The sequence below is a fragment of the Halomonas sp. ND22Bw genome (assembly GCF_003011945.1).
Classification (GTDB): Bacteria; Pseudomonadota; Gammaproteobacteria; order Pseudomonadales; family Halomonadaceae; genus Halomonas; species Halomonas halophila.
Window position 1 is genome coordinate 1 of record NZ_PXWD01000596.1, and the last position, 291, is coordinate 291.

The window sequence follows — 291 nt, forward strand, 5'->3', positions numbered from 1 at the left end:
GGTCTTCCGCTTCGTACTGCGGACGATCATCACCCGGAAATGAGGGAATCGGGGCAGGGCGGGCGACACAACTGATCGATGCGAGCCTTTTCTGTCACACCGTGGTCGCCGTTTTGAAGTGCAGGGCCGCTGGCCAGGTCAGTCGTTTGCTTGCAGCTTGAGAACTCGATGATTGTTCCGGTCTGCGACGTACACGTTGCCGGAATCGTCGATAGCGACATCGGACGGCTGGTTCAGTTCGCCGAATGAGAGCTCAATGGGTTCAGTCGATCCGTTCGGCACCTTGAGGAT

The 291-nt window shown here is 57.7% G+C and carries 1 protein-coding gene; it reads right to left on the reverse strand.

What is annotated here, in order from left to right:
• Positions 1–138: 138 nt before the first annotated feature.
• Positions 139–282: a hypothetical protein gene (locus tag CVH10_RS19540; protein WP_269455283.1), complete on the reverse strand. Its 144-nt coding sequence runs from the start codon at positions 280–282 to the stop codon at positions 139–141.
• Between the last annotated feature and the right edge of the window lie 9 nt (positions 283–291).